The following is a 26,162-nucleotide window of genomic DNA, read 5'->3' as shown; positions in this document are numbered from 1 at the left end:
GGCACCAGGCCCCGGTCTTCACACCTGCGAACGCTTAGATGCGTTCGAAGATAGTGGTGATGCCCTGGCCGAGACCCACGCACATGGTGGACACGCCCAGAGTACCGCCGTTCTGCTTCATCACGTTCAGCAGGGTGCCGGAGATACGCGCACCGGAGCATCCGAACGGGTGACCCAGAGCGATGGCACCACCGTGCAGGTTGACCTTCTGCTCCATCTTGTCGAGGAGCTTCAGGTCCTTCAGCACCGGCAGAGCCTGGGCGGCGAAGGCTTCGTTGAGCTCGACGAAGTCGATGTCTTCCATGCTCAGGCCGGCGCGCTTGAGCGCCTTCTGAGTGGACGGCACCGGGCCGTAGCCCATGATCGCCGGATCGACACCAGCTACAGCCATGGCGCGAACCACGGCCAGCGGCTGGATGCCCAGGTCCTGAGCACGCTGGGCGCTCATGACGATCATGCAGGAAGCGCCGTCGGTGATCTGCGAGGAAGTACCTGCAGTCACGGTGCCGCCTTTCGGGTTGAACGCCGGCTTCAGGGCCGCCAGGCTCTCGACGGTGGTCTCCGGACGAATGGTTTCGTCGAAGTCGAACACCTTCAGGAAGCCGTTCTCGTCGTAGCCTTGCATCGGGATGATTTCATCCTTGAACTTGCCTTCGACGGTGGCCTTGTGGGCCAGACGGTGGGAACGCTCACCGAACTGGTCCTGGGCTTCACGGCTGATGCCATGCATTTTGCCCAGCATTTCAGCGGTCAGACCCATCATGCCCGACGCCTTGGCAGCGTACAGGGACATGTGCGGGTTCGGATCGACACCGTGCATCATGCCAACGTGGCCCATGTGCTCCACACCGCCGACGACGAATACGTCGCCGTTGCCGGTCTGGATGGCCTGCACGGCGGTGTGCAGGGCGCTCATGGAGGAACCACACAGGCGGCTGACGGTCTGGCCGGCACTGGTGTGCGGGATCTGGGTCATCAGCGACGCCATGCGCGCGATGTTCCAGCCCTGCTCCAGGGTCTGGTTTACGCAGCCCCAGATCACGTCTTCCACTTCGGCCGGATCGACCTTGGTGTTGCGCTCCAGGACCTTACTGATCAGATGGGCCGACATGTCTTCGGCACGGGTGTTACGGTGCATGCCACCCTTGGAACGACCCATCGGGGTGCGGCCGAAGTCGACAATGACCGCGTCTCTCGGATTCAGGCTCATATTTCTACTCTCGCTCTGTTCGCTGCGCGATTAACCGAAAAACTTCTGGCCCTTGGCGGCCATTTCACGAAGCTTGGCGGTCGGGTGGTACAGGCCGCCCAGGTCGGCATACTTGTCGGCCAGGGCGACGAACTCGGCGACACCGATGGAATCGATGTAACGCAGAGCACCACCGCGGAAGGGAGGGAAGCCGATGCCGTAGATCAGGCCCATATCGGCCTCAGCTGCGGTATCGACGATGCCGTCTTCCAGGCAACGAACGGTTTCCAGGCACAGCGGGATCATCATGAAGTTGATGATGTCTTCGTCGGTCAGCTCGCGCTGCTCTTTGACGATGGACTTCAGCAGCTCGTAGGCGACCGGGTCGGAGACTTTCTTCGGCTTGCCGCGCTTGTCGGTCTCGTAGGCGTAGAAGCCCTTGCCGTTCTTCTGGCCCAGGCGATCGGCGTCGTACATCACGTCGACGGCGGTCTTGCCTTCAACGGCCATACGATCCGGGAAGCCTTCAGCCATCACGTCACGGCCGTGGTGGCCGGTGTCGATGCCGACTACGTCGGAGAGGTAAGCCGGGCCCATGGGCCAGCCGAATTTCTCCATGACCTTGTCGATACGTACGAAGTCGACACCGAATTCCAGCAGCTTGGAGAATCCGCCGAAGTACGGGAACAGTACGCGGTTGACCAGGAAGCCCGGGCAGTCGTTGACCACGATCGGGTTCTTGCCCATCTTCTTGGCGTAGGCCACGGTGGTGGCAACGGCTACGTCGCTGGACTTCTCGCCACGGATCACTTCCACCAGCGGCATCATGTGCACCGGGTTGAAGAAGTGCATGCCGACGAAGTTTTCCGGACGCTTCAGGGCCTTGGCCAGCAGGTTGATCGAGATGGTCGAGGTGTTGGAGGCCAGGATGGCGTCTTCACGCACCACGCCTTCCACTTCGGCCAGAACGATCTGCTTGACCTTCGGGTTCTCGACCACGGCTTCGACCACGATGTCGACGTTGCCGAAGTCACCGTAGGACATGGTCGGGCGAATGGCGTTGAGGGCTTCAGCCATCTTGGCCGGGGCCAGACGGCCTTTCTCGACGCGCTTGCCGAGCAGCTTGGAAGCCTCGCTCAGACCCAGCTGGATACCCTCTTCGCGGATATCCTTCATCAGGATCGGGGTGCCTTTGGAGGCGGACTGGTAGGCGATACCGCCACCCATGATGCCGGCGCCCAGAACGGCAGCCAGTTTCACGTCGCGTGCGATCTCGTCGTGCTGCTTGGCCTTCTTCTTCAGCTCCTGGTCATTCAGGAACAGACCGATCAGGCTCTCGGCAACGGAGGTCTTGGCCAGCTTGACGAAGCCAGTGGCTTCCACTTCCAGAGCCTTGTCGCGACCGAAGTTCGCGGCCTTCTGGATGGTCTTGATGGCTTCAACCGGAGCCGGGTAGTTCGGGCCGGCCTGGCCAGCAACGAAACCTTTGGCGGTTTCGAAGGCCATCATCTGCTCGATGGCGTTGAGCTTGATTTTTTCCAGCTTGGGCTGACGCTTGGCCTTGTAGTCCAGCTCGCCAGAGATAGCGCGCTTGACCAGGTCCAGAGCGGCTTCCTTGAGCTTGGCAGGAGCGACGACAGCGTCGACGGCGCCTACTTTCAGGGCGTCGGCAGCTTTGTTTTCCTTACCGGAAGCGATCCACTCGATGGCGTTGTCGGTACCGATCACGCGCGGCAGGCGCACGGTGCCGCCGAAGCCCGGGTAGATGCCCAGTTTGACTTCTGGCAGGCCGATCTTGGCGCTCTCGGAGGCGACACGGAAGTCACCGGCCAGGCACATCTCGAAACCGCCGCCCAGGGCGATGCCGTTGATGGCGATGACGGTCGGAACGGCCAGGTCTTCGAAATCACTGAAGATCTTGTTGGCTTCGAGGTTGCCGGCAACCAGTTCTTCGTCAGGCAGCTTGAAGTTGTCGACGAATTCGGTGATGTCGGCGCCGACGATGAACACGTCTTTGCCACTGGTGACGATTACGCCCTTGATCGAACCGTCGGCCTTGATGGCGTCGACCGACTGGCGCAGCTCGCTCAGGGTCAGACGGTTGAACTTGTTAACGGACTCACCCTTGAGGTCGAAATTCAATTCGACGATGCCGCCCTCAAGAGCCTTAACCGTGATGGCTTTACCTTCGTAAATCATCAACTGATCTCCACGGTATGGAAGCTGAACTGTACACATCGGAGCCAACCGGCCGGGGCCGCTCTAGGCAAGAGCCGTCGAGCATAGTCCCAATCGATCCGACACACCCGCCGACGCGATAATCGGGCTGTAAAGGCGCTGCCATCTGGGCAGAAACGCTCAATTCATACGCCCGTTTGATTTGGGTGGGCGTACATTCAGTGAAAACCCGGCAATTGTCAATTGCCCGTCGCAGGCGCCCACAACGATAGCTGCGTCACGGAATGACCACATGCAGCAAAAAAGCCACGAAATCCGTTCCAAGGCCGATCTAGAGCCATTCCGCCGACAGTGAAGGCGCCATTCACCGACTGGATCAGGCCACCGCCGCCAGCAGCGCAGCGACCCTCTGCAACTCGGCCTCACCGCCGCGCTCACCCCAATACAGGGACACCATCTGCGCGCCGGCCTCGACCTTGTAGACGTCCTTGGGCAGACCTTCCAGGAGTGGCAACAGGACCGCATCGACACAGGGCTCGCGCCACTGGTTGCACCACTGCCCCGGCGCGACCTGCCAGTAGCTCCAGCTGTCACTGCGTCCGCTGCGACGGCCACGATGATATTGAGCACAACGCTCGGGCGGATGTTCCGGCAGCCAGTGCGGCCACTGCTGCTGCCCCAGTTGCATGCCGAGCCCCAGGCGCCGCGCCGCCAGGCGCAACTCCATCTGCCCGCGCTGGCGCGGCGAAGGACGCAGCCAGACCAGCGGGCTGAGCGCAGCACCAATGAGCAGAAGCACGATCCACCAGGTCATATCTATCACTTACCAGGAAAGCCTGTGTTATGAAGGGAGCAGCACCATACTGCAAACATGCTTACTCAGTGGAGGAGACTCAGATGTCCTACAAGCACATCCTGATTGCCGTGGACCTGACCGACGAGTGTCACCCCGTCGTCGAGCGCGCCCTGGGCATCGTCGCCCGCAACGAGGCCACGGTATCGCTGGTACACATCGTCGAGCCCATGGCGATGGCCTTCGGCGGAGACGTTCCGATGGACCTGTCACTGCTGCAGCAGCAGCAGTTCGACCAGGCCCGCGAGCGCCTGCAGAGCTTCGCCGGCCGTTATCCGCAGCTTGGCGAGGAACAACGCTGTCTGGCCTACGGGCAACCGCGCCAGGAGCTGCATCGCCTGGCCGAGGAACAGGGCTGCGATCTGATCGTGGTCGGCAGTCACGGCCGTCACGGTCTGGCGCTGCTGCTCGGCTCCACCGCCAATGACGTATTGCACGGCGCGCCGTGCGACGTACTGGCCGTGCGCCTGAAGAAACCCAAGGACTAAAAAACGGAGGCCCGTCACGGGCCTCGTCATTTATTCCTGAGAGTCGCCCGCGCTCATCACCAGCGGGCGAATCTTCTGCAGCTGGGTCTCCATCGACACCGTCAGGCTCGACGACATGGAGAAGAAGGTCAGGAAGGCCTTGAGGTTGGAATCACCCTCGCAGACATCGAGGATGCGCTGCCAGAACGCCTGGTTGACCAGCTGCAGCTGCTGGAACTGCTTGACCAGCCCCTTCAGGTCCCAGTCGGCACGACGCCCTTCGCGGTAATTGAAGTACTGCCGTGTCAGGTACAGCGAGATGGTACGCAGGATGAATTCCTGGCTGCTGGCGAACGGCAGGTGGTTATGCGCCATCGGCCGCAGGCGTCCCAGCACTGGGCAGGCGCTGGTGGCCATGATCACGCCGAGCAGCGAGCGCAGCCCCTCGTCCAGCCCTACCTGCTTGTTGTACTCACGCTCAGGCGTGCGCACCCAGACCTGGGCCTTCTTGATCGCCGGCAGGCCGTGGAAATCCTCGATGACCCGATGCAGGTCGACCGCTGCCGGGCAGCGGCTGAACTGCTCTTTCTTCAGTGGGCAGTTGCTGCACTGATTGTGTTCGAGGCGCGTCCACTTCGGCGTCGCCTCGGCACCCTGGGGATCGTATTGACGGTCCAGCTCTATCCTGTAGCTGAACTGATGGTTGTCATCCAGGGTGATGCGGTACTCAATCGCCATGCATGTCTCCGGCAGGCTCTTCAGGCTTCCAGTTCGGCCCAGCGCTCCAGCAACTGGTCCAATTCCTCTTGCAGACTCTGCAGGCGCTCCAGCGCCGGCCCGGTGATAGCCGGCGCCTGCTGGTAGAAGGCCGGATCGGCGATCTGCCCCTGCAGTTCTGCTAGCTGGGTCTCCAGGGCATCGATCTGCCCGGGGATGGCTTCCAGCTCTCGCTGCAGCTTGTAGCTGAGCTTCTTCGCGGCCGGAGCCGCCTCTTTCACAATTTCTTTCGCCGGCGCAGCGGGTGCCACTGCGCTCAGTTCCGCTTTACCCGATTTGCTCTCACCAACGCCCAACAGCCGTGGCGAGCCGCCCTGGCGCAACCAGTCCTGGTAGCCGCCCACGTACTCACGCACCTTGCCCTCGCCTTCGAAGACCAGCGTGCTGGTCACCACGTTGTCGAGGAACGCCCGGTCGTGGCTGACCATCAGCACGGTACCGGGGAAGTTCAGCAGAACTTCTTCGAGCAGTTCGAGAGTTTCCACGTCCAGGTCGTTGGTCGGTTCGTCCAGCACCAGCAGGTTGGCCGGCTTGCTGAACAGCTTGGCCAGTAACAGGCGCGCCCTCTCCCCTCCGGACAACGCCTTGACCGGCGTACGCGCACGCTGCGGACTGAACAGGAAATCCCCCAGATAACTCAGCACATGACGGCTCTGGCCATCGATGCTGATGAAGTCGCGCCCCTCTGCGACGTTGTCGATTACCGTCTTTTCCGGCTCCAGCTGATGGCGCAGCTGATCGAAGTACGCCACTTCCAATTTGGTACCTGCCACTATCGTGCCACTAGTGGGTTGCAGGTCGCCCAAAAGCAGTTTGAGTAGCGTGGTCTTCCCGGTGCCATTGGCCCCGAGCAGGCCGATGCGGTCGCCGCGCTGCAGTACCAGGGTGCAGTCCTGGATCAGCGAGGGTCCCCCTGCGTGCGCAAAACTGACATTTTCCGCCACTATCACCTGCTTGCCGGACTTCTCCGCCGAGTCCAGCTGGATATTGGCCTTGCCCTGGCGCTCGCGCCGCTCGCTGCGCTCCATACGCATCGCCTTGAGGGCACGCACGCGCCCTTCGTTGCGGGTACGACGGGCCTTGATGCCCTGGCGAATCCATACCTCTTCCTGGGCCAGGCGCTTGTCGAACAGCGCATTGGCGGTTTCCTCGGCAGCCAGCTGCTGCTCCTTGTGCACCAGGAAGCTGGCGTAGTCGCCGTTCCAGTCGATCAAGCCGCCGCGATCCAGTTCGAGGATCCGGGTGGCCAGGTTCTGCAGGAAGGAACGGTCGTGGGTGATGAACAGCACGGCGCCGCCGAAGTCCTTCAGCGCCTCCTCCAGCCAGGCGATGGCGCCGATATCCAGGTGGTTGGTCGGCTCGTCGAGCAGCAGCAGATCGGGCTCGGACACCAGCGCCTGGGCCAGCAGCACGCGGCGGCGCCAACCACCGGAGAGCTCGGCCAGGGTCTTGTCAGCCGGCAGCTGCAGGCGGCTCAGGGTGCTGTCCACCAGCTGCTGCAAGCGCCAGCCGTCCTTCGCCTCCAGCTCCTGCTGCACGTGCATCAGCTGATTGAGGTCGTCCTCGCCCTGGATGTTCTGGCTCAGGTGGTGATAGCGGGCGAGCAGCTCGCCGACGCCGGCCAGGCCCTCGGCCACCACGTCGAACACGGTCCGCTCGTCGGCCCGCGGCAGTTCCTGCGGCAGTTCACCGATTTTCAGTGCCGGGGCGCGCCAGATCTCGCCGTCGTCGGGCATCTGCTCGCCCTTGACCAGGCGCAGCATGCTCGACTTGCCAGTGCCGTTACGGCCGATGATGCATACCCGCTCCCCCCGGGCTATCTGCCAGGACACGTTGTCCAGCAGGGGCATGGCGCCGTAGGCCAGGGAAACTTCGGAAAACTTGAGCAGGGTCATGACTACCACCTTCGTGAACAGGCGCGCATTCTAACCGACTTGAACGCCCCCGATGCCGGCACGTTGCCACACCTGCAGGTGCCATTCCCCCACCCACTCAGGCTAAGCTAGGCGCACGCTTCATTTCGTCCCCTTTGCTCGGATGTGTCATGCGCCGCCCTCTGTTCTGCCTGCTTTCCGCACTTCTTTCCTGCTCCCTCGGCCTCGCCAGTGCCCAGGCCGCCAACCTGGCCCAGCAACGGCAGATGTACGACGAGGCCAAACGCGCCCTGGCCAACGGCGACAAGGGCCCGTACCTGCGCTACGCCAATGCCCTGCGCGATTACCCGCTGGAGCCATACCTGGCCTATGACGAGCTGACCGCACGCCTGAAGTGGGCCAGCAACGACGAGATCGAGGCCTTCCTCACCGAACACGGCGACCTGCCCCAGGCCGGCTGGATGAAGCTGCGCTGGCTGCGCTGGCTGACCGAGCGCGGCGAGTGGCAGACCTTTGCCAAGTACTACGACCCCAGCCTCAACTTCACCGAGCTGGACTGCCTCTACGGCCAGTACCTGTACAAGCAGGGCATGCAGGTCGAAGCGCGCGCCGCTTCCGAGAAACTCTGGCTGGTCGGCAAGTCCCAGCCAGAAGCCTGCGACACCCTGTTCGGCACCTGGCGCGCCGATGGCCAGATGACCGAAGAGCGCCGCTGGCAGCGCGCCAAGCTGGCCGCCGAGGCCCGCAACTACGGGCTGGCCAGCTACCTGGTCAAAGGCCTGCCGAATCTCGGCAAGCAGGGCCAGCTGATGCTGGACGCCGCACAGAAGCCGCAGATGATGAGCCAGACCGCGCGCTTCACCCCGGCCGACCGGCACATGGCCGACGCCGCCGGCCTCGGCCTGCGCCGCCTGGCGCGCCAGGACCCGGAGAAGGCCATCGGCCTGCTCGATGTCTACGCCGCCAAGCTGCCCTTCTCCGCCGAGGAGAAGGTCGCCATCGCCCGCGAAGTCGGCCTGACCCTGGCGCGCCGCTTCGACATCCGCGCCCTGCAGGTCATGGCCCAGTACGACCCCGAGCTGCGTGACAACACCGTGTCCGAGTGGCGCGCGCGCCTGCTGCTGCGCCACGGCCGCTGGGACGAGGCATACCAGCTGACCAGCCGCATGCCGGCGGACCTCGCCACCACCAGCCGTTGGCGCTACTGGCATGCACGCAGCCTGCAGCTGGCCAAGCCGCAGGACCAGCAGGCCCTGGCGCTGTACAAGCCGCTGGCCGAGGAGCGTGACTTCTACGGCTTCCTCGCCGCCGACCGCATCCAGGTGCCCTACAGCCTGAACAACCGGCCGATGGCCATCGACCCGCAGCTGATGCAGAAGGTGCGCAACACTGCCGGCATCCGCCGTGCCCTGGAATTCCACGACCGCGGGCAGATCGTCGACGGCCGCCGCGAGTGGTACCACGTCAGCCGCCTGTTCAGCCGCGACGAGCTGGTGGCCCAGGCCAAGCTGGCCTACGACAAGCAGTGGTACTTCCCGGCCATCCGCACCATCAGCCAGGCCAAGTACTGGGACGACCTGGATATCCGCTTCCCGATGGCCTACCGCTCCAACCTGACCACCCAGGCCAAGGCCCGCGGCCTGCATTCCAGCTGGGTGTTCGCCATCACCCGCCAGGAAAGCGCCTTCATGGCCGACGCCCGCTCGCCGGTCGGCGCCATGGGCCTGATGCAGCTGATGCCGGGCACCGCCAAGGAAACCGCGCGCAAGTTCGGCATTCCCCTGGCCGACCCCAAGCAGGCGCTGGTGCCAGAGAAGAACATCCAGCTCGGCGCCGCCTACCTCAGCCAAGTACATGGCCAGTTCAACGGCAACCGCGTGCTCGCCTCCGCCGCCTACAACGCCGGCCCGGGGCGCGTGCGCCAGTGGCTGAAAGGCGCCGACCACCTGGCCTTCGACGTGTGGGTGGAGAACATCCCGTTCGACGAGACCCGCCAGTACGTGCAGAACGTGCTGTCCTACTCGGTGATCTACGGCCAGAAACTCGGCGCACCGCAGCCGCTGGTGGACTGGCACGAGCGTTTCTTCGACGACCAGTAAGCGCTTCCGCACACAACAAAGGGCGCCTCGGCGCCCTTTGTTTTTCACCGTGTCAGCCTTACTCCAGCACTTCCACCGGCATGCCCACGCGCAGCTCACCGACACCACGCGGCAGCAGGTTCTGGCCGAAGTACACCTCGCCATTGCGCTCGCGGTAGGTCTTCAGGGTGGTCAGCGGCTCACGGTCGGTGTTGCGTTCGCCGGTCTGCGGATCAATGGTGGTGAGGATGCAGCGGCTGCAGCCCTTGGCCACCTCGAACTCCAGTTCGCCGATGCGGATGCGCTTCCAGCCGTCCTCGGCGTAGGGCTCACTGCCCTGCACTACCAGGTTGGGACGGAAACGCAGCATCTCTAGCGGTCGGCCGACTCGCGTCGACAGATCTTCAAGCGAGGCCTGGCCGATCAGCAGCAGCGGGAAGCCATCGGAGAACGCCACCTTGTCGCCGGGCTGGGCATAGCCAGTGTCGACCTGGCGCGCACGCGCCTCCGGCACCTGCACCAGGCGGCACGGCCGGCCGATGAAGATACTCAGCCACTCGGCAGCGGCATCACCGGCATCCGGCACGCGCAGGCTGTCGCGCCACACGGTCACTCCGCGCAAATCCTGGTCCGCCTCCGGCAGTGGCACCTCGAGGTTGCCGAAACCGGGCGCACTCAGGCTCAAGCCACCGGCCTCGTTGTACAGCGCGCTCAGCTGACTCATCTGCGGCAGCAGACGCTGAGTCAGGAAACGCCCGCTCTCCGGCTCCACCAGCATCCAGCGGCGGTCGCCGCGCAGGCCCAGCGCCTCCAGCGGGGAGCTGGCCAGGCTTTCGCCACGGGCGGACTTGAGCGGGTATCGGTAGAGAGCGGAGAGCTGCATGCGGGCCTCATTGGGGACAGGGATTAGCCCTTCATTCATACGAAAGGGCGATGTGATGAGTTTCACGATTCTGCGTAGATTGCCGGTACATAAAACCAATAAAAACGCTTTTGGTGTAGCCCATGAACAGTTCGACCCTTTCCGCTCCCCTGGAGCAAACCGCCCAACGCCTCTCTGCGAACACCGCTCACATCCCCCTGCTGGCCTGCCAGTTGGTCTTCCTCGCCGCCGTACTGGCACTGGGTGACAACAGCCTGCGCGTGGTTGCCCTGGTGCTGGCCGGCCCCCTGCTACTGCTAGTCTGGCGCCTCGGCAGCGCACGCCCGGCAGAACGCGTACTGGCCCGGCTGGACGCGCTCGGCGGCACGCAGATCGACCTCTGCGACCACACGCAGGGTGAGCCCGACAGCCTGGACCACCTGACCACACGCCTGCGCCAGTGCATCGCCGGCCTGCAGCACAACAGTTTGCAGATCGCTCTGGCATCGGCCACCAGCCGCCTGCAGTCCGAGCAGGCGGCGCGCGAAGCCACGGAGCAGCACAGCCTGTCCGAGCTGATCTTCCACGCCAGCGAGCAGACCACCTCGGCCCTGCAGGATATTTCCGCGCGCGCCGGCGGCATCACCGAGATGAACGGCCGCAACCTGGACATGGCCCACCAGTCGCAACAGCAACTCGGCGAGGCCTGCCGGCAGATGCAGGACGTCAACCAGACCATGGAGGGCTTCCGCCACAACATCGAGGCGCTCGCGGCGAGTACCGCCAAGGTCCGCGAGATCCTGGTCACCGTGCAGGACTTCTCGACCCAGACCAACATGCTCGCGCTCAACGCCGCCATCGAGGCAGCCCGCGCTGGCGAGGCCGGGCGCGGCTTCGCGGTGGTGGCCGACGAGGTACGCAACCTGTCGCAGAAGGTCGGCAGCGCCGCCCAGCAGATCGGCGTGCTGATGGAGGAAATGACCGGGGCCATGAACGGCGCCGACGAGCAGACCCAGCGCATGATCGAGCAGAGCTCCTCAAGCGGCGCGGTGGTCAACGTCGCCAGCGAGCAGTTCGAGCTCATGGTCCACGACTTCAACCAGGCCAACGACGATCTGCTGATGGTCAGCAGCGCCCTGGAGGAGCTGCACGCCACCAACCAGGAGACCCACCAGCACAGCAGCCGCATCCGCGAGCTCAGCTTCACCATCGGCCAGTGCATGCAGCAGAACTTCGCCCAGGCCGACGCCACGCGCGACACCACCAACCTGCTGATCCAGCAGCTGTGCACCTTCCACCTGGGCAGCGGCCGCCTGGAGGCCATCACCGAGATGCTGTTCCAGCGCCGCGACCTGATCGAGGCGCAGCTCGACGAACTGCACCGCTCCGGAGTCGACCTGTTCGACCAGAACTACCGACCGATCGCCAATACCAACCCGCAGAAGCACGACGTCGCCTGGGTCGAGCCCTATCGCCGCCGCATCCAGCCGCTACTCGACGAATGGGATCAGGGCGGCAAGGACGGCGTGCTGTACCTGGTGCCGATGACCGAGCGCGGCTACCTGCCGGCGGCGCGCAGCGCAGCCTCGCAGCCGCCGACCGGCAACCCGCAGGTCGACGCGGCCAAGAGCATGCACCAGCGTTTCATTACGGTGAGCGAGAGCGAGATGAACAGCGTGCGCCAGTGCCAGCACCTGAGCATGGGCACCTTCGTGATCCCCGGCACCAGCACCATCGTATTCGTGATCTACACCCCGGTCAGGGTCAACGGGCGCCGCTGGGGCACCATCAGCGCCGGCATATTGCCGGCCGCCCTGGGGGTGTGAGGAAGAGCCGCGGCGCCTCAGGCGTCGCGGCGCAGGCGGTCGGCGATGACGTCGACCAGCTTGTCCGGCTGGAACTTGGAGAGGAAGTTGTCGCAACCGACCTTCTTCACCATGGCCTCGTTGAAGCTGCCGGACAGCGAGGTGTGCAGCACCACGTACAGATCACGCAGGCGCGGGTCGTTGCGGATCTCGGTGGTCAGGCGGTAGCCGTCCATCTCCGGCATCTCGGCATCGGTGAAGATCATCAGCAACTTGTCGGTCATCACCTCGCCAGTGTCGGCCCATTTCTTCAGCAGCTGCAGGCCCTTGAGGCCGTCGCTGGCGCTGTGGGTGCGAATGCCCAGCTGGGCCAGGGTCTCGCGCAGCTGGTTGAGGGCCACGCTGGAGTCGTCCACCAGCAGCACTTCACGCCCGACAGCGCCGGCCAACACCGGATCGGCCAGCTTCTCGTCGGAGACCTTGGTGCTCATCGGCGCGATCTCGGCCAGCACCTTCTCCACGTCGATGATCTCGACGATCTGGTCGTCCACCTTGGTGATGGCGGTCAGGTAGTGCTGGCGCCCTGCCCCGCCCGGCGGCGGCAGGATGGATTCCCAGTTGAGGTTGAGGATGCGGTCCACGCCGCCAACCAGGAAGGCCTGCACCGAGCGGTTGTACTCGGTGACGATGATGGTGCTGTTCTCGCTAGGGGTCAGCGGGCGCATGCCGATGGCCTGGGACAGGTCGATCACCGGCAGGGTCTGGCCGCGCAAGTTGACCACCCCGCAGACGTAGGGGTGGCGGTGCGGCATCAGGGTCAGCTTGGGCAGCTGCAGGACTTCCTGCACCTTGAACACGTTGATGGCGAACAGCTGGCGTCCCGCCAGGCGGAACATGAGGATTTCCAGGCGGTTCTCGCCCACCAACTGGGTGCGCTGGTCCACTGTATCGAGAATGCCGGCCATCAAATGTTCCTCATGTTTGAATCGAGTCTAGCTGCTATCGGCAGACTGCACGTTAACTGCAGTATGGCCTGGCGCCATCATGCCGTAGGCACCCCAGCCGCGCCAGCGCCGTCACCAAGCAGCGGTGAAATGTCCGGCAGGTGCAAACGCAATGCCCCGGGGCGGGCCGAGAAGCGCAGGCGCTTGCTCTCCAGCGGCTCGCCATCCAGGTTGATATCCAGCCCTTCCGGCGCCTCCACTTCCAGCCAAGGCAGGCGCGCGCTGACGGAAACCGCCTCCACTCCCAACACGCCACCGGACAGCAGTGTGCCCAGGGTACCGACCATATCTTGCGGCGCCGGCACTATGCAGATGTCGAGCAGGCCATCGTCGATGCGTGCCTGCGGACACAACGCATGCCCGCCTCCGGCCTGGCGCCCGTTGCCGATGCCCAGGGCGAGGAAATCGCCCTCCCAGGCGAACCCCGGCCCATGGAATCGGCCGAAAGCCGAGTGCACCTCGGCAAAACGGGTAAGCCCGGTAAGTAGATAGGCGGCGCCACCGAGCAGATTCTTAAGCTCTTCCGAGGTGTTGGCAGTGACCTTGGAGCCAAATCCGCCGGTGGCCATGTTGAGGAACAGCTGGCCATCGGCCTCGCCCAGGTCGATCGGCCGTGGCTCGAACTCCAGCAGCGCCAGGGCCTCGGCCGGCACCAGCGGGATACCGGCGGCGCGGGCAAAGTCGTTGGCGGTACCCAGCGGCAGCAGCGCCAGGGCGGCCTGCCCGCCAGCCAGCGCCAGAGCCTCGGCCACGTCACGCAGGGTGCCGTCGCCACCGCCGGCGATCAGCGTCGGGTAGCCGGCGGCCAGCGCCTCGTCCACCAGCCGCGGCGCATCGCCGCCTTCCCAGGTCAGGCGCACATCCAGCTGCCAGCCACGCTCGCGCAGCGCCAGCACGGAGCTGCGTACCTCTTCGTTCTGTGCCTGCTTGCCGTGCAGGATCAGTAGTGCCTTGCGTTCACTCACGGATCGCCCTCCCTCGGCTATTCACCCGAGTACAGCAGACCCCGGAGAATGCGCGAAAGTGCCGACTACCGTTGCGCTTGCGCTAGGCCGGGTACCCGGTGATCTCGCGAATGCTGCCGTACAGCGGCTTGAGCTGCTTGTACATGCGCAGGTAGACCTCGCGGTACAGGCGCTCGTAGATCGCCACCGCCTGTGGGTTGGGCTGGAACACCTTGCCGACGCGGGTCATGGCGGCGATGGCCGTGGGGAAGTCCGGGTGCAGGCCGAGGCCGACGGCGCAGTCGATGGCCGCGCCCAGGCCCGAGGCCTCGTACAGGTGCGGGCGCTCGGCCGGCAGGTTGAAGATGTCGGCCGTCAGCTGCATGGCCGCGTCACTCTGCGAGCCGCCACCGGAGATGCGCAGGCGCTCGATGCGCGTGCCGGAGCGTTTCTCGATGCGCTCCTTGCCCTGGCGCAGGGCGTAGGCCAGGCCCTCAAGGATCGCCCGGTACAGGTGCGCGCGGGTGTGTACGTCGCCGAAGCCGATGATCGAACCCTTGGCCTCCAGCCCCGGCTCGCGGATGCCCGGCGACCAGAACGGCTGCAACATCAGACCCATGGAGCCAGGTGGCACGCCCTCCACCAGTTCGTCGAACAGCGTCTCGGCCGCCACGCCCAGCTCCAGGCCACGCTGGCGCTCGGCGTGGCCGAACTGCTCCTTGAACCAGCTGACCATCCAGAAGCCACGGAACACCATGACCTCGGTGTTGTAGTGATCGGGAATCGCCGCCGGGTACGGCGGGATCAGCGGGATGGTCTCCAGGTACTTGGAGCGGGTGGTATTGATGGTCGCCGTGGTGCCGTAGGACAGGCACGCCGTGCTCGGCTCCACGCCGCCGGCGCCGATCACCTCGCAGGCCTTGTCCGAGGCGGCAGCGATCAGCGGCAAACCCTCGGGGATGCCGGTGTGCCGGCTGGCCTCGGCGCTGATGCTACCAATGCGCTCGCCCGGCTTGACCAGCTCCGGCAGCATGTCCGGGCGTACCGGGATGGCCTGCCACTTCCAGTCGCTGGGCTTGGCCCAGCACAGGCGTTTGTAGTCGAACGGCAGGTAGGCCACGCAGCTGCCCACCGAGTCGGCGAAACGGCCGCACAGGCGATGGGTGAGGAAGCCCGAGAGCAACAGGAACTTGTGCGTGTTCGCCCACAGCTCGGGCTGCTGCTGGGCAATCCAGTTAGCCTCGGCCTGGCTGCGGAAGTAGTCGATGGTCTCTTCTTCGCGGATCAGCTTGAACAACCAGCCCCAGGGCCCCTGGATGCTGCCCTCGACCTCGGCGCGGCGCTGGTCGAGCCAGAGAATGGCCGGGCGTAGCGGCTTGCCGGCTTCATCCACGTTGATCAGGGTGCCACGCTGGGTGGTCAGCGACACGCCGGCGATCTGGCTCTTGTCGATGTCGACGCTGGCCCACAGCTGGCGGCAGGCTTCGCCGAGGCTCTGCCAGTAGTACTCCGGGTCCTGCTCGGCCCAGCCGGGATGCGCGGAATAGTAGGGCTCGAGTTCCACCTTGCCCTTGCCGACCAGGTTGCCGGCCAGGTCGAAGAGCAGAGCGCGCACGCTCTGGGTACCGTTGTCGATGGCCAGCAGATAGCGTTGTTCGCTCACGAAGATTCACCAGGCAGGCTGTAGCAGTGGCGCCACAGCGCCAGATAGCGTTGTTGTTGTTCTTCCCAACGTGCATCGCTCCAGCCCAGGCGCGGCTGGCACAGGGCGCGGATGCGCGGCAGCTCGGCGGCCGCGCCGTCGGCCAGGAGCAGGCCGATGCGCGTGCGACGCAGCAGCAGGTCGTCCAGTTGCAGCACCAGTTCGTCGTCGCAGGCCAGGGCCAGCTCGGCCCAGAGTGTGTTGCTGGTGCCGACGCACTCATTGCCAAGCTCGCCGAGCAACTCGGCCAGGCGTGGCAACGCATGGCCGTGGCGGCCCGCCAAACGGCGCTGCTGGCTCAGGCACAGGCCGGGCAGCGCCACAGATGGAGTTGCCCGGAACACCGCCTGACCGACATCCGTCACCTCGCGCCCGAGCATCGGCGCACAGGCACGCAGCACTTCCAGCGCCAGCAGGCGGAAGGTGGTCAGCTTGCCGCCGGCCAGAGTCACGCAACCGGGCTCGACCCACAGCGCGTGCTCGCGTTTCTCGTCCGACGGTTTCTTGCTGCCGCCCTGCCCCTCGCTGACCACCGGGCGCACACCGGCCCAGGTGGACAGCACATCGGCACGCCCGATGCCGGCATGCGGGAATACGCTGGCGCAGGCCGCCAGCAGGTAATCCACTTCTGCGGCGGTAATATGCGCATCACTGTTCAACCCATCGCCATGGTCCAGATCGGTGGTGCCGATCACCGTGGCGCCCTCCCAGGGGAAGACGAATACCGGACGCTTGTCCTCGGGGTGCATGAAGCTGATGGCCTGGGCCACCGGCAGGCACCAGGCCGGCAGCAGCAGGTGGCTGCCGCGCAGCGGGCGGATATGCTCCAGGCCGCTCCTGGTTCTCAGCTCGTCAGCCCAGGCGCCAGTGGCCTGGGCCACGGCGCGGGCGCGGAAGATGAAGCGCTGGCTGCTCTCGCTGTCCTCGGCGACCAGGCCGTTCACCCGCTCGCCAGCGCGATTCAACTCGACCACGCGCATGCCATTGAGCGCCTCGCCACCCTCGGCCCGCGCCTCGCCCAGCACCCGCATGACCAGGCGCGCATCGTCGGTGACGGCATCGGTGAACAGGGTGCCGCCGAGCAGCTCGGCGTCGTTCAGACCCGGCGCCAGGTAACGCAGCTCACTGAGCGGGTGATAGCGGTGCAGGCGCTGGCCGGCCAGGGCGTCATAGACGCCGAGCAGGCCGCCGAACACCTTGGGGCCGGGGAACTTGCCGCGGTAGTGCGGGAACAGGAACGGCAACGGATCGACCAGGCCCGGTGCCTCGCCGAGCAGGCGCTGGCGCTCGCGCACCGAGTCGCGAGTCAGGCCCAGCTGACCCTTGGCGATGTAGCGCAGGCCGCCATGGACCATCTTCGACGAACGACTGGAAGTACCCCAGGCGAAGTCGCGCTGCTCCAGCAACAGGCAGCTCCAGCCGCGCCGCGCTGCCTCGCGCAGGATGCCGGCGCCGCTGATGCCGCCGCCGATAATGATCAGGTCCCAGTCACGCGCCGCCAGTTCCGGCAGCGCGGCTTCACGCCACAGCGCGTTCCAGCTCATCTCAGTCTTCCAGCAGCACGCCAGGGGCCAAGCGGCTTTCGGGATCGAAGTGCTGCGCCATCGCCTTGAGCGCGGCCATGCCCAGTTCGCCCTTCTCCGCTGCCAGGTACGGCGCATGATCGCGACCGACGCCGTGCTGGTGGCTGATGGTGCCGCGGTTGCCGGCGATGGTCTGACAGGCCGCATGTTTGAGCTTGGCCCAGCGCGCCTGGGTCACCGCGTAGCTGTCGCCCGGGCGGAACACGTAGGTGGTGTAGATGCTCGAGCCCTGGCCATAGACGTGCGACAGGTGAGTGAACACATGGACCCGCTCGCCCTCGTCCGCCAGGCCCTGGCGCAGGCTGGCCTCGACCTTGTTCAGCAGGTTGTCCACGTTGTTCCAGTCGGTGGCCGTTTCCAGGGTATCCACCGCATAGCCGGCCTCCCAAAGGCCATGGCGCAGGTACGGGAAGCGGAAGCGGTTCTCCGCCCACTTCTTGCCCAGCAGGGTGCCGGTGAACACGCCGCCGAAACCCTTGAGCAGTTTTTTCGCCTGTTTCACCGACAGCGTATTCTGGCCGCGGTTGCCGGTGACGCCGAAGGTCAGCATGCACTTGCCGGCACGCGCGCCACGCAGGGCCAGGTACTTCTCCAGCAGGGCAATCTGCTCCGGATGGCCGGCCAGGGCCAGCTGGGTCTCGGTCTCGATGGCGTTGGACAAGCGCAGCATGGACAGCGGAATACGTGCCTGCACTAGCGCGCGAACGCCGGCCTGGGCCTGCTGCCAGCTGGGTAGGAACACGGAGTAGAAGTGCTCCTGCTCGGCCAGCTTGGTCACCCGCACGCGCACCTCGGAGATCACGCCGAAGCGGCCCTCGCTGCCGAGGATCAGCTCACGCAGGTCGGGGCCGGCCGCCGAGGCCGGGAAGGTCGGAATCTCCAGGGTACCGGCGAAGGTCTCGACCTTGCCGCCGGCAAACAACTGCTCGATGCGCCCGTAGCGCAGCGACTGCTGGCCGCTGGAGCGGCTGGCGACCCAGCCACCCAGGGTGGACAGTTCCCAGGACTGCGGGAAGTGGCCGAGGGTGTAGCCCCGTGCGCGCAGCTGCGCCTCCACCTGCGGGCCGTTGGCGCCTGGGCCGAAGGTGGCGATCTGGCTCTGTTCGTCGAGGTCGACCAGCTGGGTCATGCGCTCCAGCGACAGGGTCAGCACCGGCTTCGCGGACTCGACCGGGTTGATATGGCCGGCCACCGAGGTGCCGCCGCCGTAAGGGATGACGATGACGTCCTGCTCCCTGGCCCAGGCCAGCAGTTCGCGGATCTGCGCCGGGGTCTCCGGTAGGGCCACGCCATCGGGAAATACACCGAACTCGCCGGAGCGCATGGCCAGCCAGTCCGGCAGGCTCTGGCCGCGGGCATGGCGCACTCGCACTTCGGCATCGACACTGATCAGCGCGTGGCTGCCCAGGCGCGACTCGGGCACCTGCGCCAACACCTGCTGCAGGCTGGCGTCCGGCAGGCGCTGGCCTGCGCCGACCAGCCCCTCGAGGAAGGCCGCGCCATGCGCCGGCAGCTCCACCACAGTGGCCTCGTCGCCCCATCCGTTCCAACGTCGCATGCTTGCTCCCACCTATTCCGGTCATTCTCAATGGCTGCCTATACTAGCCAGCCGCCCGACCCGGTCACTGTCGTATCAGGACAGGCGCTGTCGCCAATCAAGACAAGCAGAACAACAAGAAAAGATGCTGACCCTCGGCTATACCTCCGTCCCCGCCCTGCTCAAGTACCTGCGCCATGCCGAACAGCTCGGCCTGGACCTGGAGGCCGCGCGCGCCGCCGCCGGCGTGACGCTGGATGACCTGGCCGACAACGGCCGGCGCATCCCCAGCGAGGCCCACGAGCGGTTGCTGCAGCATCTGATGCAGGTCTCCGGCGACCCGCTGTTCGGCCTGCATTCGGCGCGCCACGTGCAGCCCGGCTCATGGAGCGTGCTCGGCTACATCACCATGAACTGCGCCACCCTCGGCGAGGCCATGAGCCGCATCGTGCCCTACGAGAAACTGGTCGGTGACATGGGCACCAGTCGCGTGGAAATGGGGCCGGACCATGTGCGCCTGATCTGGAACTGCCGCCATGAGGGTGCGGAAATCCGTCGGCACATGGTGGAGAACGTGCTGGCGTCCTGGCTGCTCTATGCACGCTGGATCGCCGAGATGGACAAGTCGCCGCGCGAGGTGTGGCTCGAACACGAGCGCCCCGCCGAGGCGACACAGGCGGACTACGAGGAAGTGTTCGGCTGCCCGGTCCTGTTCGGCCAGTCCTGCAACGCCCTGCTGGTGCCGCTGGACTACCTGGGCATTCCCCTGCGCCAGGCCGACGCCAACCTGCTGCGCACCCTGGAAGAACACGCTCTGACCATGATGGCCGGGCTGGACGACAACGAGCCGCTGCCGCAACGGGTGAAGAACGCCCTGCGCCTGCTGCTCAAGGACGGCCTGCCGCGCAAGGAAAAGGTCGCCGAGAAATTCCACATGACGGTGCGTACCCTACAGCGCCACCTGCAGCAGGCCGGCACCAGCTACCAGGAAATCCTCGACCAGCTGCGCCAGGAACTGGCCGAGCACTACCTACTACGCAGCGACCTGGCGATCCAGGACATCGCCAGCTACCTCGGCTTCACCGAGTCGCGTTCGTTCCACCGCAGCTTCAAGGCGTGGACCGGCATGACGCCGGGCGAGTACCGCGAGCGGCGCAAGGGCGCGCCGCTTTAGGATCGCGAGGTCTACCCCAGCACTTCGCTCAGAGGGATAAAGCGCAGCATGTCGCCCTCGACATAGGTCCGCTCCTCCAGCACCTCCACCAGGCCATCGGCCCAGGCGGCACTGCGCAGCACCCCGGAACTCTGGTTCGCATAGAGCACAGCACGGCCGCCCTCCAGGCGTGCGCGCAGGTACTCGCGGCGATTGCCCGGCTTGCTCCAGGCAAAGCCGGCCGGCACCGTGAACGCCAGCGGCTCGACGCGCTGCACACCGAGCCGACGCAGCAGATAGGGCCGCGCGAGCAAACCGAAGGTGACCAGGGTCGACGCCGGATTGCCCGGCAGGCCCAGCACCGGCACGCCGCGGAAGTGCCCGAAGGTCAGTGGTTTGCCCGGTTTGATCGCCAGCTTCCACAGGGTCAACTCGCCTTCTTCCTGCAGAGCCTTTCCAAGGAAGTCGGCCTCGCCCACCGACACACCGCCGGTGGAGAGAATCAGGTCGGCGTCGCCCAGCGCAGCCAGGGCATCACGCGTGCGCTGCAGATCGTCCGGCAGAATGCCGGCATCGCGCACCTCGCAGCCCAGGCGCTGCAACCAGGCGCAGAGCAGGCTGCGGTTGCTGTTGAATATCTGCCCCGGCCCCAGAGGCTGGCCGGGTTCGACCAGCTCGTCACCGGTCGAGAGCACCGCCACCCGCGGCCGGCGCCGCAGCGCCAGCACCCCGCAGCCGAGCGTCGCAGCCAGGCCCAGCTCCACCGGCCCCAGGCGCGTGCCAGCGTTCAACACCAGCTCACCGGCACGGGTCTCCTGGCCCTGGGGACGCACGTTCTGCCCGAGCTGGAGTGGCTCATGAAAATGCACTCGACCATCCGCCAGAACTTCGGCGTTCTCCTGCATTTCCACCGTATCGGCACCCGCCGGCAGCGGAGCACCGGTGAAGATGCGCGCACAGGTACCCGGCTGCAGCGGCTGCGGCACCTGGCCGGCGAGAATGCGCTGGCTGACCGGCAGCGACTCACCCTGCCAGTCGGACAGGCGCAGGGCATAGCCGTCCATGGCGCTGTTGGACCAGGGCGGCAGATCCAGCCCGGCGACCAGATCGGTGGCCAGCACGCGGCCGTCAGCGGCGGCCAGCGGCACTATCTCGCGCTCGTCGATGGGTGTCGCGTCAGCCAACGCCAGTAGGCGCTGCAGAGCCTCCTCGACCGGCAGCAGGCTCATCCGCGGCTACCGCAAGGTGCCACCTGCTTCAGGTGCGGGACGAAGTTGCAGGGGCGATGGCGGTTGTCCAACTGCTCGCCGAGGATGCCATCCCAGGCGGTGCGACAGGCGTTGGTCGAACCCGGCAGGCAGCAGACCAGCGTGCCGTTGGCGAGGCCGGCCAGGGCGCGTGACTGCATGGTGGAAGAGCCGATATCGGCCACCGAAATCTGTCGGAAATACTCGCCGAAACCATCCACCTGCTTGTCCAGCAGGCAGGCCACCGCCTCGGGCGTGCTGTCGCGACCGGTGAAGCCGGTACCGCCGGTGATCAGCACCACCTGCACCTCATCTTCGGCGATCCACTGCGCCACCTGGGCGCGGATGCGATACAGATCGTCCTTCAGCAACACCCGCGCGGCCAGGTTATGGCCGGCAGCGGTGAGACGGTCGACGAACAGCTGACCAGAGGTATCGGTGTCCAGGGAACGGGTATCGCTGACGGTAAGAACGGCGATATTCAGCGGCACGAAAGCCGCCTCGGCCTTGTGGCTCATGGCAGGGTCCGGTTGTGGCGAAAACAGGCCGGTGTTATATCACAGCCCCCACCCCCGAGCGCCGCCATGACCACTGCCCTGCCCCCCTGCTCCATCCTGCTGCTGGCCGGCGGCCGCGGGCAGCGCATGGGCGGATGCGACAAGGGGCTGATCGAGTGGCGCGGCGCCCCGCTAGTCGCTCATCTGCACCGGGTAGTGCGGCCGTTGACCGATGATCTGATCATCTCCTGCAATCGCAATCCCGAGCGCTATACACCCTTTGCCGATCAGCTGACGGGCGATGCCGAGGCCGACTTCCCTGGCCCCTTGGCCGGCATACTCGCAGGCCTAAGCGCCGCTCGTCACAACTGGCTGCTGGTGCTGCCCTGCGACGCCCCGCTGATCGACCAGGCACTTCTGCAGAGCCTGCACCAAGAAGCACTGAGCCATCCCGACAGCCCGATCATCGTGCGCCAGGGTGAGCAGTGGCAGCCCATGTTCAGCATGATTCCCCGCGAACTGCTGCCTTCCCTACAGCAACTCTGGCAGGCCGGCGAGCGCAGCCCCTTGCGGGCGCTGCTGCAGCTGGGCGCACGGCCCTGTCCATGTGCGGAAGACGATCCGCGTCTCACCAATCTGAACACGCCCGAGCTTTTACGCGGCTAACGCGGAACCCACCGGCTCCCGGCTCGTCATACGTACCCCAAGACCAAGGAGGTATCCATGACCCAGCGACTCCTGCTCGCCCTGCTGACTGCCAGCCTGCTGACTCTGACAGGGTGCTCCACCCCCAGCGTCATCACCCTCAACGACGGTACCCGGATCCAGACCGTGGACGTCCCCGAGTTCGACGAAGACTCCGGCTTCTATGAATTCGAGGAGCTGGATGGCAAGCCGGCACGCGTGAACAAGGACCAGGTCATCACCGTCAAGGAACTCTGACCCGAGTGCCCACAAGGAAGTGGGAACGCAAAAAACTTCCAGCTAACCCCTTGTGCAGCAAAACTTTTTCGGTAGAATGCGCGCCATCCTTCGGAGCGTAGCGCAGCTTGGTAGCGCGTCTCGTTCGGGACGAGAAGGTCGCTGGTTCGAATCCAGTCGCTCCGACCAAATTCCCGAATCGACGAAAGTCGATCTAAAAACCGGCCATAGTGGCCGGTTTTTTCATTTCCGCCCCACGAAAAAGCCCGCATAGCCAAATGACTTGCGGGCTTTTCTATGATGGCGTCCCAGAGAGGGGTCGAACCTCCAACCTTCCCCTTAGGAGGGGGATGCTCTATCCAATTGAGCTACTGGGACAGCGGGCGGCATGTTAACGAGCATGTCGCCTTTTGTCATGCCATTCCCCTCCCCGCCCTCGGCACCCCTCCAGCAATATCAGCCCCCAGCCGACACATCAAAACAGCTCTAGCGTGCACCTTCACACGTCATTCCTACTCGGCTCGCCATGGTGGTTTTGCCTAACTGCACGCATTTCGGATAACTGGTGCTGGCAAAGAGCCTGTATTAAGCCCACAATCAACGTCGTGCAATTGGCGTCAAATAGTCGACCAAACGACTTTAAAACGAACCGATGCTGTTACCGGCTGAACGGCTAGCGCCTAACATGGTCAAAGCAGCGACAATCAGTAGCTGAATGCCAGCATCGCTTTCCTGAACTAACCGGTTTAATGTATACGCCCTATGAAACAGGCCATCTATTCCAGCCGTACGGCTGACAAGTTTGTAGTCCGCCTGCCCGACGGAATGCGTGAGCGCATTGCCGATGTGGCGCGCAACCACCACCGCAGCATGAACTCGGAAATAATTGCTCGCCTGGAGCAAAGCCTGGTTCAAGAAGGCTCGCTGAGCGATGAGCTGAGCCTGCGCCTGGACAGCCCCGAGCTGTCGCTGCACGAGCGCGAACTACTGCAACGCTTCCGCCAACTGTCGCGCCGCCAGCAGAATGCCCTGGTCTCCCTGATCGCTCACGATGCAGAGATGACCGCCGAAGAGGCCTGATTCTCGACCCAATAAAAAAGCCGGCTTAAAGCCGGCTTTTTTGTGCCCATCGATCAGAGCAGGAACAACGTCGCAAGACCAAGGAAGATGAAGAAACCACCGCTGTCGGTCATGGCAGTGATCATCACGCTGGCCCCCATCGCCGGATCGCGCCCCATACGCATCAAGGTCATAGGGATGAGCACCCCCATCAGCGCAGCCAGCAGCAGATTGAGGGTCATTGCGCCAGTCATCACCAAGCCCAGCGACCAGCTGCCGTACAGCCAGTACGCGACGACACCGATCACCCCACCCCAGAGCACGCCATTGATCAGCGCCACGCTCAGCTCCTTGCGCAGCAGGCGCGAGGTATTGCCAGTACTGACCTGATCCAGCGCCAGCGCGCGAACGATCATGGTGATGGTCTGATTGCCCGAGTTGCCGCCAATGCCCGCCACTATGGGCATCAGCGCCGCCAGAGCCACCAGCTTCTCGATGGAGCCCTCGAACAAGCCGATCACTCGCGACGCAATGAAGGCTGTTACCAGATTGACGGCCAGCCAGGCCCAGCGGTTGCCGACCGACTTCCACACCGAGGCGAAGATATCTTCCTCCTCGCGCAGACCCGCCATGTTCAGCACTTCGCTCTCACTCTCCTCACGAATTAGGTCGACCATCTCGTCGATGGTCAGACGCCCGATCAGCTTGCCATCCTTGTCCACCACAGGCGCAGAGATCAGGTCGTAGCGCTCGAAAGCCTGAGCCGCATCGTGAGCATCCTCGTCGGGATGGAAACTCACAGGGTCGCTGGCCATTACCTCGCCAACCTGCTTGTCTGGATCGTTGACCAGCAGGCGCTTGATCGGCAGCACACCCTTGAGCACACCGTCGTAGTCAACCACGAACAGCTTGTCGGTATGCCCCGGCAGCTCCTTGAGACGACGCAGATAGCGCAGCACCACTTCCAGACTGACGTCCTCGCGGATGGTGACCATCTCGAAGTCCATCAGCGCACCGATCTGATCCTCCTCATAGGAGAGAGCCGAACGCACACGCTCGCGCTGCTGGGCATCTAAGGACTCCATCAGCTCGAGCACTACATCGCGCGGCAGCTCGGGCGCCAAGTCAGCCAGCTCATCCGCATCCATATCCCTGGTTGCGGCGAGAATCTCGTGGTCATCCATGTCCGCGATTAGAGATTCACGAACGGAGTCGGAGACCTCAAGGAGGATGTCGCCATCGCGCTCCGCCTTGACCAGTTGCCAGACGGTCAGGCGATCACCCAGAGGAAGAGCTTCGAGAATGTGGGCGACGTCTGCAGAGTGCAGCTCATCGAGCTTGCGCTGCAGTTCAGCGAGATTTTGACGGTGAACCAGGTTTTCCACGCGATCGTGGTGCTGCCCCTCCTGACGGTGCGTCAGGCTCTCCACCAGCCTGTGGCGGTGCAGCAGGTCGACCACCTGAGCGAGGCGGTCCTGCAGGCTCTCTTGCGGCTTTTTGGCTTCTACTTCAGTCATACGGCACGCTCCACCCCAGCAGCAGGGCGCGCCGCAGGGCTCAATCAGTCAGATCGGGCGAAAGGAATTTTGAGTAACTACTGGGTAAGTCCATGGTGGCAATCCACAAGCCTCGGCGAGGCTGACAGGGGAATGATAGCACCCCAACTCATTTCGAAGCGAAAAAATCAGCCCCAGAACAAGCGCTTGCAGCGCTTTTCTAGAGCGCCGCGCAATCTAGTTTTCCGACGCATGCGCCATGTCACAAGGCACGCTGGCGCGACAAAAAATCCAGGCTAGGCTGGGGTGGCATCGTCAAGGAGGACGAACCATGCTGCGGCCAATCTGCGCGGGAATCTGCGCGCTCCTGATCCACCCCATTACCGACACTCACGCTTCGACGGTGTTCCGCTGTGAAGACGACAGAGGCCATATCACCTACACGCTTCACGGCTGCCCCGAGAGCAGCAACCAGGACCTTCAGGATGCATACAACCCTACCCCCGGCAAAGGAAAGGCCGTACCGCTAGCCAAAGCCAGCAAGACCAAGAGCAGCAGAGGCAAGAAGGACACACACCAAAGCCTGGTAGTGGTTGGAAGCAAGCAAGACGGTTGCGGCAACAAGCTGACCAGCAGCGAGAAGCGTCGCGCAGTGATACGCCAACAGGTACGAGGCGGCATGAGCCAACGCGACGTGGAGAGCGCCCTGGGCGAGCCCGACAGGATCTCCAGCAACGATGGCATGACGCGCTATCACTACGCCGATGAGAAGGGCAACAAGCGCCAGGTCACCTTCGATGAAGGTGGTTGCGTGCAAGAAAAGAAGAGACACTGAAAAGACAAAAGGCCCGCATTTCTGCGAGCCTTTTGATTTATGGCGCACTCAGGAGGATTCGAACCTCCGACCGCCCGGTTCGTAGCCGGGTACTCTATCCA

General features: G+C 64.6%; 22 protein-coding genes and 2 tRNA genes. 9 read left to right on the top strand and 15 right to left on the bottom strand.

Features of this window, described 5'->3' with window-relative positions; all coding sequences use genetic code 11:
* Nucleotides 1-34: 34 nt before the first annotated feature.
* The 3 genes from fadA to PTT45_RS10625 form a co-directional block, all read right to left on the bottom strand.
* A complete protein-coding gene (fadA, locus tag PTT45_RS10635) occupies nucleotides 35-1,210 on the bottom strand; it encodes an acetyl-CoA C-acyltransferase FadA (RefSeq protein WP_273813227.1) in 1,176 nt (391 codons plus the stop codon).
* 30 nt (nucleotides 1,211-1,240) lie between these two features.
* On the bottom strand, nucleotides 1,241-3,388 hold the full coding sequence (gene fadB / locus PTT45_RS10630; RefSeq protein ID WP_273813226.1) for a fatty acid oxidation complex subunit alpha FadB: 2,148 nt from the start codon (nucleotides 3,386-3,388) through the stop codon (nucleotides 1,241-1,243).
* Between the two features lie 355 nt (nucleotides 3,389-3,743).
* Nucleotides 3,744-4,181 carry a hypothetical protein gene (locus PTT45_RS10625; RefSeq protein WP_273813218.1) on the bottom strand — a complete coding sequence of 146 codons (438 nt, stop codon included), beginning with the start codon at nucleotides 4,179-4,181 and terminating at the stop codon, nucleotides 3,744-3,746.
* Between the two features lie 83 nt (nucleotides 4,182-4,264).
* Here PTT45_RS10625 and PTT45_RS10620 point away from each other — a divergent pair, with 83 nt between their 5' ends.
* Complete coding sequence (locus tag PTT45_RS10620) at nucleotides 4,265-4,708, top strand: universal stress protein (protein WP_273813217.1); 444 nt, start codon at nucleotides 4,265-4,267, stop codon at nucleotides 4,706-4,708.
* Between the two features lie 30 nt (nucleotides 4,709-4,738).
* Here PTT45_RS10620 and PTT45_RS10615 read toward each other — a convergent pair whose 3' ends face one another.
* Both PTT45_RS10615 and PTT45_RS10610 read right to left on the bottom strand, forming a co-directional pair.
* Complete coding sequence (locus tag PTT45_RS10615; protein ID WP_273813216.1) at nucleotides 4,739-5,425, bottom strand: DUF6901 family protein; 687 nt, start codon at nucleotides 5,423-5,425, stop codon at nucleotides 4,739-4,741.
* Between the two features lie 20 nt (nucleotides 5,426-5,445).
* Nucleotides 5,446-7,359 carry an ATP-binding cassette domain-containing protein gene (locus PTT45_RS10610; RefSeq protein WP_273813215.1) on the bottom strand — a complete coding sequence of 638 codons (1,914 nt, stop codon included), beginning with the start codon at nucleotides 7,357-7,359 and terminating at the stop codon, nucleotides 5,446-5,448.
* A gap of 149 nt (nucleotides 7,360-7,508) precedes the next feature.
* On the opposite strand from PTT45_RS10610, the gene PTT45_RS10605 reads away from it, so the two are divergent.
* A complete protein-coding gene (locus PTT45_RS10605) occupies nucleotides 7,509-9,437 on the top strand; it encodes a transglycosylase SLT domain-containing protein (RefSeq protein ID WP_273813213.1) in 1,929 nt (642 codons plus the stop codon).
* 58 nt (nucleotides 9,438-9,495) lie between these two features.
* Here the strand turns inward: PTT45_RS10605 and PTT45_RS10600 are convergent, their stop codons facing one another.
* The gene (locus PTT45_RS10600; RefSeq protein WP_273813211.1) at nucleotides 9,496-10,299 is read right to left on the bottom strand and encodes an MOSC domain-containing protein; all 804 of its coding nucleotides are present in this window, start codon (nucleotides 10,297-10,299) and stop codon (nucleotides 9,496-9,498) included.
* A gap of 122 nt (nucleotides 10,300-10,421) precedes the next feature.
* Here PTT45_RS10600 and PTT45_RS10595 point away from each other — a divergent pair, with 122 nt between their 5' ends.
* Nucleotides 10,422-12,104, top strand: a complete 1,683-nt coding sequence (locus PTT45_RS10595; protein WP_273813210.1) for a methyl-accepting chemotaxis protein — start codon at nucleotides 10,422-10,424, stop codon at nucleotides 12,102-12,104.
* A 17-nt stretch (nucleotides 12,105-12,121) separates the two neighbouring features.
* Here PTT45_RS10595 and PTT45_RS10590 read toward each other — a convergent pair whose 3' ends face one another.
* The 5 genes from PTT45_RS10590 to PTT45_RS10570 form a co-directional block, all read right to left on the bottom strand.
* Complete coding sequence (locus tag PTT45_RS10590) at nucleotides 12,122-13,048, bottom strand: chemotaxis protein CheV (RefSeq protein WP_273813208.1); 927 nt, start codon at nucleotides 13,046-13,048, stop codon at nucleotides 12,122-12,124.
* A gap of 77 nt (nucleotides 13,049-13,125) precedes the next feature.
* The gene (gene yegS, locus PTT45_RS10585) at nucleotides 13,126-14,052 is read right to left on the bottom strand and encodes a lipid kinase YegS (protein ID WP_273813206.1); all 927 of its coding nucleotides are present in this window, start codon (nucleotides 14,050-14,052) and stop codon (nucleotides 13,126-13,128) included.
* Between the two features lie 82 nt (nucleotides 14,053-14,134).
* Nucleotides 14,135-15,694 carry an FGGY-family carbohydrate kinase gene (locus PTT45_RS10580; protein WP_273813205.1) on the bottom strand — a complete coding sequence of 520 codons (1,560 nt, stop codon included), beginning with the start codon at nucleotides 15,692-15,694 and terminating at the stop codon, nucleotides 14,135-14,137.
* Nucleotides 15,691-17,277: a glycerol-3-phosphate dehydrogenase/oxidase gene (locus PTT45_RS10575; protein WP_273813204.1), complete on the bottom strand. Its 1,587-nt coding sequence runs from the start codon at nucleotides 17,275-17,277 to the stop codon at nucleotides 15,691-15,693. Before PTT45_RS10575 ends, PTT45_RS10580 begins: the two co-directional genes overlap by 4 nt.
* Nucleotide 17,278: 1 nt before the next feature.
* Complete coding sequence (locus PTT45_RS10570) at nucleotides 17,279-18,874, bottom strand: FAD-binding oxidoreductase (protein WP_273813203.1); 1,596 nt, start codon at nucleotides 18,872-18,874, stop codon at nucleotides 17,279-17,281.
* A gap of 124 nt (nucleotides 18,875-18,998) precedes the next feature.
* On the opposite strand from PTT45_RS10570, the gene gliR reads away from it, so the two are divergent.
* Nucleotides 18,999-20,027 carry an AraC family transcriptional regulator GliR gene (gliR, locus tag PTT45_RS10565; protein WP_273813201.1) on the top strand — a complete coding sequence of 343 codons (1,029 nt, stop codon included), beginning with the start codon at nucleotides 18,999-19,001 and terminating at the stop codon, nucleotides 20,025-20,027.
* 11 nt (nucleotides 20,028-20,038) lie between these two features.
* On the opposite strand, the gene PTT45_RS10560 is transcribed toward gliR, so the two are convergent.
* Together PTT45_RS10560 and moaB are read right to left on the bottom strand one after the other, a co-directional pair.
* Nucleotides 20,039-21,235 carry a molybdopterin molybdotransferase MoeA gene (locus PTT45_RS10560; protein ID WP_273813199.1) on the bottom strand — a complete coding sequence of 399 codons (1,197 nt, stop codon included), beginning with the start codon at nucleotides 21,233-21,235 and terminating at the stop codon, nucleotides 20,039-20,041.
* Nucleotides 21,232-21,771 (bottom strand): molybdenum cofactor biosynthesis protein B, encoded by a 540-nt coding sequence (moaB, locus tag PTT45_RS10555; protein ID WP_273813198.1) that lies wholly within the window; start codon nucleotides 21,769-21,771, stop codon nucleotides 21,232-21,234. The genes PTT45_RS10560 and moaB overlap by 4 nt, the downstream gene beginning before the upstream one ends.
* 66 nt (nucleotides 21,772-21,837) lie before the next feature.
* Here moaB and mobA point away from each other — a divergent pair, with 66 nt between their 5' ends.
* The 3 genes from mobA (at nucleotide 21,838) to PTT45_RS10540 (ending at nucleotide 22,860) form a co-directional block, all read left to right on the top strand.
* Nucleotides 21,838-22,416: a molybdenum cofactor guanylyltransferase MobA gene (mobA, locus tag PTT45_RS10550; RefSeq protein ID WP_273813196.1), complete on the top strand. Its 579-nt coding sequence runs from the start codon at nucleotides 21,838-21,840 to the stop codon at nucleotides 22,414-22,416.
* Nucleotides 22,417-22,473: 57 nt separating this feature from the next.
* Entirely contained in the window at nucleotides 22,474-22,692 is a 219-nt protein-coding gene (locus PTT45_RS10545) for a YgdI/YgdR family lipoprotein (protein WP_273813195.1), read from the top strand.
* Nucleotides 22,693-22,783: 91 nt separating this feature from the next.
* Nucleotides 22,784-22,860 (top strand) — tRNA-Pro (locus PTT45_RS10540).
* A gap of 112 nt (nucleotides 22,861-22,972) precedes the next feature.
* Here PTT45_RS10540 and PTT45_RS10535 read toward each other — a convergent pair.
* Nucleotides 22,973-23,049, bottom strand: a tRNA-Arg gene (locus PTT45_RS10535).
* Nucleotides 23,050-23,424: 375 nt separating this feature from the next.
* On the opposite strand from PTT45_RS10535, the gene PTT45_RS10530 reads away from it, so the two are divergent.
* On the top strand, nucleotides 23,425-23,751 hold the full coding sequence (locus PTT45_RS10530; RefSeq protein ID WP_273813305.1) for an Arc family DNA-binding protein: 327 nt from the start codon (nucleotides 23,425-23,427) through the stop codon (nucleotides 23,749-23,751).
* A 53-nt stretch (nucleotides 23,752-23,804) separates the two neighbouring features.
* Here the strand turns inward: PTT45_RS10530 and mgtE are convergent, their stop codons facing one another.
* Nucleotides 23,805-25,247 (bottom strand): magnesium transporter, encoded by a 1,443-nt coding sequence (gene mgtE / locus PTT45_RS10525; protein ID WP_273813194.1) that lies wholly within the window; start codon nucleotides 25,245-25,247, stop codon nucleotides 23,805-23,807.
* 310 nt (nucleotides 25,248-25,557) lie between these two features.
* On the opposite strand from mgtE, the gene PTT45_RS10520 reads away from it, so the two are divergent.
* On the top strand, nucleotides 25,558-26,061 hold the full coding sequence (locus PTT45_RS10520) for a hypothetical protein (RefSeq protein WP_273813192.1): 504 nt from the start codon (nucleotides 25,558-25,560) through the stop codon (nucleotides 26,059-26,061).
* The last annotated feature ends 101 nt before the right edge of the window (nucleotides 26,062-26,162 follow it).

Source organism: Pseudomonas sp. Gutcm_11s, from assembly GCF_028649395.1.
GTDB lineage: Bacteria > Pseudomonadota > Gammaproteobacteria > Pseudomonadales > Pseudomonadaceae > Aquipseudomonas.
The sequence above is the reverse complement of the archived record's forward strand: the minus strand, read 5'-3'. Positions and strand labels throughout refer to the sequence as shown.